Below are 6,459 nucleotides of genomic sequence, written 5' to 3'. Positions count from 1 at the left end.
CCGGCTGGTCAAGGATTACGAGCGCTACGCCAGCACATTGGCGGGCCTCCACATGGTTGCCTTCGTCTGCGATATGCTCAGCAAAATCGAACGTACAATAATCAGTTCATAACACGCTCTAGGTAGCCTCCAGCCAAGAAAATGAGCTAATCTGTAATGAAATCCAGCTTGGCGTTGCGCTGCTCCGCCGTCATTGACATAGTAGTCGTTATGAACAAAATCGCGAGATCCTGTGGTAAGCGCAGGACCTTCAATAACGGTCACGAGACGACGATCGTATTTGGAAATAACATTTCTACGTATAGTTATTGTTGACTCCTGTGCGTTCTTAATTTCAACTTCAACATAAGATTGTGTAATACTAAATCTACGTGATGTTATTGGGTCTTCCACATAATCACGCATTGCATATGATAGCGGAATTTCCCTTTTGGGACTAAGCATTTGCTCCAAGCCAAGGGCATATATAAATGCATGTAGTATAGTAGATTTTCCAGATGTGTTTGGAGCATGTATTATGGTTAGTTTGCCGTCTAATCTAATATCCGTACCATACATGCCGCCATCTGTCATGGCGCGAAGGCGAATATGATTTATCCTTAGCATTAAAATTTATCCATCTTTATGATATTTTCAACGACCTTTTCGGTTGTGCGTTTCCCAACTTCTAAAAGGAATGTGTCCTCTTCCTCAAGGGCTTTCGCCTCACGGAGAGCTTTCACTGCGTTGCTGCCGGTTTCAGTTATATTTAATGCTTTGCCGTCACGAAAGGTAATCAAGCCGCTTGCAGCGGCGTATGCGGCAGCACGATTAACCCACGGCTCAATTCGTACTGGAAGACTGGCAGAGCCTCGACGCCTTGCCAACACATCACGCAACTGCTGACGTAGTTTGGCAGTACGACTTACATGGGCAAGGAAATGTATTTTCTGTATACTGCAACGTTGACCACGAGACGAGGCAATTATAAGTAGCAATAGCGCTTGCCCCCATCCAATCCGTAGATCGCCGGGGATAGGTTCTGGTCGCTGTGTGACAGAAAAATCTCCGCTGTAAGCTGTGCGAAGTTGTGCGATCTCTTCCATGTCAGTTCAACTTCAATGGGCAGCGCATCAGCCATTCGCTGACAGCGCCGAATGCGATCACTTCTGCTATTCCTGGATCAAGATTGGGAACCGCAGACAGTATGCTGGCTCTCAATCCATCTATTTCCGTATCGAGTCTATCTACGCCATTGCCGCCACGCGAGCCTACGCTGATGCGACGTAGCCTTTGAGATATCAGACGCGTAACTTCTTCGTAAGCATCAGGTGAAATTGTGCGCAAAATATCTTTTGTATTTTCGGCTTCAACAAATACATACAACGCATTATCTACGGCATAATCAAGCGATGAAGTGTCGGAAAATCTATGATCGAGTTTTTCGCGCAAATTTTCGGTCAGCTTTTGTTCTGAGTGTATTTTTCTTGTTATATCATCTTGAGTTGGTGCTGGTACGATCGGTCGGATCCGCTTTCGAAGCTGGGCTCGCCGACTCCAAGTCTCATCATCAAAATCGCCTCGATCGTGAATTAATATTTGGAAATCATTTGAAACATAGCTTAAAGATTTCGCCTTTACTTCCGCCGCTTTCTTCAGGGCATGCTCTACCACTTCTCTGCTATCATTTAATGGCACTGCTAATATCCAACGCTCAATTCGATGTCCATTAAACATCGAAGCGGCACCTTTTAATGGATCGCAGAATTTGCCGATATCCGTTGTTATTTTCGATTTCTGCTTCGTTGCTCTTGTCGGAACATCTATCGGCTCTTCAACTGCATAGCACTGATATACAACCGATTTGGAAAGGCAAAAATAATCTAGACCACAATCTCCTTTGTGTTTGGCTGGAACTTTTTGTACATTGTGAGCCTCATACATGTCCTGAAGTAATCGCAGGACATGATCTTCCCAATCGTTGCCATCCCAATACTCTTGACCGGCCGACATCGAAATTGGTACCCTGCTATGCTCTCATGGCAGCCGTGCGGTAGAAGTACGATTTCGCACCGCTGCCGCTCGAAGGCGTGCCCCTCGTTCAGCAAGCCTAATAGCAAAAACCAACTGCCGCAAACTAAATATTTTTCTGTTATCAATTTGGCTATCCTAAGGCAGCTTTCGAATATGCACATGATAATTACAATTTTGTGATCACGATCGATTGGAAAATTATATTTTAAGCAAATACAATGAAATGTAAGTCGATATGTGCTATTTATGAATTTCTGTAATGTTTGCCGCGGTTTGGCAATCGCGGCAAACAATATGTCCTTACGCTACAGCAGCCACACCCCCCGGCATCAACCGCCCCTCCTCCACCGCATGACACGCCACCCCATCCCGGAACGCCGGCACCTCCGCCTTGCACCGCTCATTCGCGAACGGGCAGCGCGGGTGAAACGTGCACCCTGACGGCGGGTTGATCGGGTTCGGGATCTCGCCCTGCACCGGCACGCGCTGCCGTCCGACATGGGCGAGGTCGGGGACCGCGTCGAGGAGCATGCGGGTGTAGGGGTGTTTTGGGGCGGTGAAGAGCTCGCGGCCGCCGCCGATCTCGACGATGCGGCCGAGATACATCACGCCGATGCGGTTCGCCATGTGGCGCACCACGGCGAGGTTGTGGCTGATGAACAGGTAGGTCAGGCCGAGCCGGTCCTGGAGGTCGCGCATCAGGTTCAGGATCTGGGCCTGGACCGAGACGTCGAGGGCCGAGGTCGGCTCGTCGGCGACCAGGAACTCGGCCTCGGAGGCGAGCGCCCGCGCGATGGCGATGCGCTGGCGCTGGCCGCCCGAGAAGGCGTGGGGGTAGCGCTTGCCGTCGTCCGGGTGCAGGCCGACCAGGGTCAGCAGCTCGCCGACCCGCGCCTGGATCTCGCGCTCGCCGGTGAGGAGCCCGAAGGCGCGGATCGGCTCGGAGATGATCCGGTCGACCCGCCAGCGCGGGTTCATCGAGGCGTAGGGGTCCTGGAAGATCATCTGGATGCGGCGGCGCAACTGGCGCCGCTCGGCGGCCTGGCGCGGGTCGGTCATCGAGATGCCGGCGATCGACACCTCGCCGTCGGAGGGCGGCATCAGGCCGACCACCATGCGGGCGACCGTCGACTTGCCGGAGCCGGATTCGCCGACGATCGCCAGGGTCTCGCCCTTGGCGACCGAGAACGAGACGTGGTCGACCGCGCGCAGGAACTGGCGCGGCTGGCGCTCGATCACCCGGTTGAGCCAGGGGCGCGAGACGTCGAACAGGCGGCGCAGGTCGCGGACCTGCACGTAGTCGGGCTGGGGCGTAATCACGGGCTTCAACGCAATGTGGGGCTTCATGCGGCGGCCTGTCCGGACGCGTCGTAGAGGTGGCAGGCGACCCGGTGCGAGCCGACGACCAGGGGCTCGGGCCGGTCGACCGTGCAGCGGGCAAACACCTTCGGGCAGCGCGGGTTGAAGGCGCAGCCGGGCGGGATCGCCGAGAGCCGCGGCATCGCGCCGGGAATCTGGGCGAGGCGGTCGGCCTCGTGCGACAGGGACGGGATCGCCCCCATCAGGCCCTGGGCGTAGGGGTGGAGCGGATCGCCCACCACCGCCGCCACCGGACCGATCTCGGCGACGCGGCCGGCATACATCACCGCGACCCGGTCGGCGGCCTCGGCGATCACCCCCATGTCGTGGGTGATCAGCATCACGGCGGTGCCGTGGTCGCGCCCGAGGCGCTTCAGGAGCGTGATGATCTGGGCCTGGACCGAAACGTCGAGGGCCGTCGTCGGCTCGTCGGCGATGATCAGCTCCGGCTCGGCGGCCAATGCCAGCGCGATGACGACGCGCTGGCGCATGCCGCCCGAGAACTCGTGCGGGAAGCCGTCGATCCGCCGCTCCGGCGCCGGGATGCCGACCTCGGCGAGCAGGTCGATCGCGCGCTGGCGGGCGGCCCTGGCCGAGAGGTCGGTGTGGGTGCGGATCGTCTCCTCGATCTGCCGGCCGACCCGGTAGAGCGGGTTGAGGCTGGTCAGCGGGTCCTGGAAGATCATGCCGATGCGCTTGCCGCGGACCTTGCGCATCGCGTCGGGCGACAGGTTGTCGATGCGCTCGCCGGCGAGGCGGATCTCGCCGCCGGCGATGCGGCCGGGCGGGTCGATCAGGCCGATCACCGCCGAGCCGGTCACCGACTTGCCGGCGCCGGACTCGCCGACGACGCCGAGCACCTCGCCGCGGTTGATCTCGAAGGAGACGCCGTCGAGCGCGGTCAGCACGCCGCGGCGGGTGGCGAACTCGACCCGCAGGTCGCGCACCGAGAGGACGGGTTGGGTCATGGGCGTTACTGCAGCTTGGGGTTCAGGGCGTCGCGCAGCCAGTCGCCGAGGAGGTTGATCGCCAGCACCAGGCCGGCGAGCGCCAGGCCCGGGAAGGCGACGATCCACCACTCGCCCGAGAACAGGAAGCGGTTGCCGGTGCGGATGAGCGTGCCGAGGGACGGCATCGTCTCCGGCAGGCCGGTGCCGAGGAAGGACAGCGTCGCCTCGGTGATGATGGCGAGCGCCAGGTTGATGGTGGCGATGACGAAGACCGGGCCGGTGACGTTCGGCAGGATGTGGCGGGTGAGGATCACCGGCGCCGACAGGCCGATGAGCCGGCCGGCCTGGACGTAGTCCTTGTTCTTCTCGACCATCACCGAGCCGCGCACGGTGCGGGCGTACTGGACCCAGAACGACAGGCCGATCGCCACGACTATGAGGGCGATCTGCGCGTTCGCCTCCATGTGGCCGCCGGCCACCGCCTTGGCGACGCCGTCGACGATGAGCGCGATCAGGATCGCCGGGAAGGTCAGCTGCACGTCGGCGACGCGCATGATGATCGTGTCGACCCAGCCGCCGGCATAGCCCGCGATCAGCCCAAGGCCGATGCCGATGAAGCCCGACAAGAGCACGCCGAGGACGCCGACGAGGAGCGACAGGCGCATCCCGTAGAACACCGCCGAGAGCACGTCGCGGCCCTGGTCGTCGGTGCCGATCAGGAACGGCGCCTGGCCGTCGGCGTACCAGAGCGGCGGCAGGCTGGCGTTCATCAGCTCGAGCTGCGCCGGGTCGTAGGGGTTCTGCGGCGAGATGACGGGGGCCAGCAGCGCCAGGGCGACGAACAGCACCGTCGCCACGAAGGCCGCGATGGCGAGCTTCGAGCGCTTGAAGTTGGCGAAGAGATCCGAATCGAGGAAGCGCGCGAGGCGCGACGGCGGGGCGGCCGAGAGGGCGGGGGCGGGGGAGGCCATACGCTAAAAGATCCTCACGCCGCCCGCCGCACCGAGAGGCGCAGGCGCGGATCGACGATGGTGTAGAGGAGATCGACCACGAGGTTGATCGTCACGAAGATGAGGGCGACCAGCAGCAGGTAGGCGGCCATGATCGGCACGTCGACGTTCTGCACCGCCTGCACGAACAGGAGGCCCATGCCGGGCCACTGGAACACCGTCTCGGTGATGATCGAGAAGGCGATGATCGAGCCGAGCTGGAGGCCCGCCACCGTGATGACCGGGACGAGCGTGTTCTTCAGCGCGTGGCCGAAATGGATCGACCGGGTGGTGAGGCCTCGCGCCCGCGCGAAGCGGATGTAGTCGGTGCGCAGAACCTCCAGCATCTCGGCGCGGACGAGGCGCATGATCAGCGTCATCTGGAACAGCCCGAGCGTGATCGAGGGCAGGATCAGCGCCTTCCAGCCCGATACGGTGAGGAAGCCGGTGGTCCACCAGCCGATCCGCACCGTGTCGCCGCGGCCGTAGGACGGCAGCCAGCCGAGGGTGACCGAGAACAGGAAGATGAGCAGGATGCCGATCAGGAAGGTCGGCAGCGAGACGCCGACGAGCGAGATGGCTTGCAGGAGCTTGGCGCCGGCGCTGTCGCGGTGGAGCGCCGAGTACACCCCCATCAGGATGCCGGCGGTGAGCGCGAACAGGGTGGCGCAGAGCGCGAGTTCGAGCGTCGCGGGCATGCGCTCGGCGAGCAGCGTCGAGACCGGCTGGCGGAACTGGTACGAGTTGCCGAACTGGCCGCGCACGGCGTTGCCGGCGTAGCGGGCGAACTGCACCAGCACCGGATCGTCGAGGCCGAGGCTCTGGCGGATCTGCAGCCGCTCGGCATAGGGCGTGTCCGGCGCGACGAGCTGGTTCACCGGATCGCCGGCGAAGCGGAACATCGCGAAGGCGATCAGCCCGACCGCCAGCAGCACCCCGACGGATTGCAGCAGGCGGCGGAGAATGAAGGCGAGCATGGGGGTTTTTCTTGTGTTCTCGTGTGGTCCGGGGCGAGAGCCTCGGGCTTTCCCCTCCCCCTTGTGGGGAGGGGCTAGGGGTGGGGGTGGTGCCGCGTAAAGCTCAGCGGTCTATCCGGCCCGGCACGGTGGTGATCTCCACCAGCCAGCGCCGGCTCTACTACATCCTGC

General features: G+C 60.9%; 6 protein-coding genes and 2 pseudogenes. 1 reads left to right on the top strand and 7 read right to left on the bottom strand.

All coding sequences use genetic code 11. The annotated features are described in order from the left end of the window. Positions 1 to 112 (top strand): annotated as a pseudogene (locus ACS5PV_RS27280) (IS5/IS1182 family transposase); the annotation flags it as partial. Positions 113 to 291: 179 nt separating this feature from the next. Here ACS5PV_RS27280 and ACS5PV_RS27275 read toward each other — a convergent pair. The 7 genes and pseudogenes from ACS5PV_RS27275 to ACS5PV_RS27245 form a co-directional block, all read right to left on the bottom strand. Continuing rightward, positions 292 to 558 (bottom strand): annotated as a pseudogene (locus ACS5PV_RS27275) (AAA family ATPase); the annotation flags it as partial. 47 nt (positions 559 to 605) lie between these two features. Then, positions 606 to 1,085: a hypothetical protein gene (locus ACS5PV_RS27270; protein ID WP_455398472.1), complete on the bottom strand. Its 480-nt coding sequence runs from the start codon at positions 1,083 to 1,085 to the stop codon at positions 606 to 608. A 1-nt stretch (position 1,086) separates the two neighbouring features. Beyond that, positions 1,087 to 1,992 carry a hypothetical protein gene (locus ACS5PV_RS27265; RefSeq protein ID WP_455398471.1) on the bottom strand — a complete coding sequence of 302 codons (906 nt, stop codon included), beginning with the start codon at positions 1,990 to 1,992 and terminating at the stop codon, positions 1,087 to 1,089. A gap of 321 nt (positions 1,993 to 2,313) precedes the next feature. After that, positions 2,314 to 3,360 carry an ABC transporter ATP-binding protein gene (locus ACS5PV_RS27260; RefSeq protein WP_455398470.1) on the bottom strand — a complete coding sequence of 349 codons (1,047 nt, stop codon included), beginning with the start codon at positions 3,358 to 3,360 and terminating at the stop codon, positions 2,314 to 2,316. Then, the gene (locus tag ACS5PV_RS27255; RefSeq protein ID WP_455398469.1) at positions 3,357 to 4,340 is read right to left on the bottom strand and encodes an ABC transporter ATP-binding protein; all 984 of its coding nucleotides are present in this window, start codon (positions 4,338 to 4,340) and stop codon (positions 3,357 to 3,359) included. The genes ACS5PV_RS27260 and ACS5PV_RS27255 overlap by 4 nt, the downstream gene beginning before the upstream one ends. Positions 4,341 to 4,345: 5 nt before the next feature. Beyond that, positions 4,346 to 5,293: an ABC transporter permease gene (locus ACS5PV_RS27250; protein WP_455398468.1), complete on the bottom strand. Its 948-nt coding sequence runs from the start codon at positions 5,291 to 5,293 to the stop codon at positions 4,346 to 4,348. 14 nt (positions 5,294 to 5,307) lie between these two features. Beyond that, complete coding sequence (locus ACS5PV_RS27245) at positions 5,308 to 6,288, bottom strand: ABC transporter permease (RefSeq protein ID WP_455398467.1); 981 nt, start codon at positions 6,286 to 6,288, stop codon at positions 5,308 to 5,310. Positions 6,289 to 6,459: the final 171 nt, after the last annotated feature.

The sequence above is a fragment of the Methylobacterium sp. Gmos1 genome (genome assembly GCF_053764715.1).
This window is presented reverse-complemented; position numbering and strand designations above follow the sequence as displayed.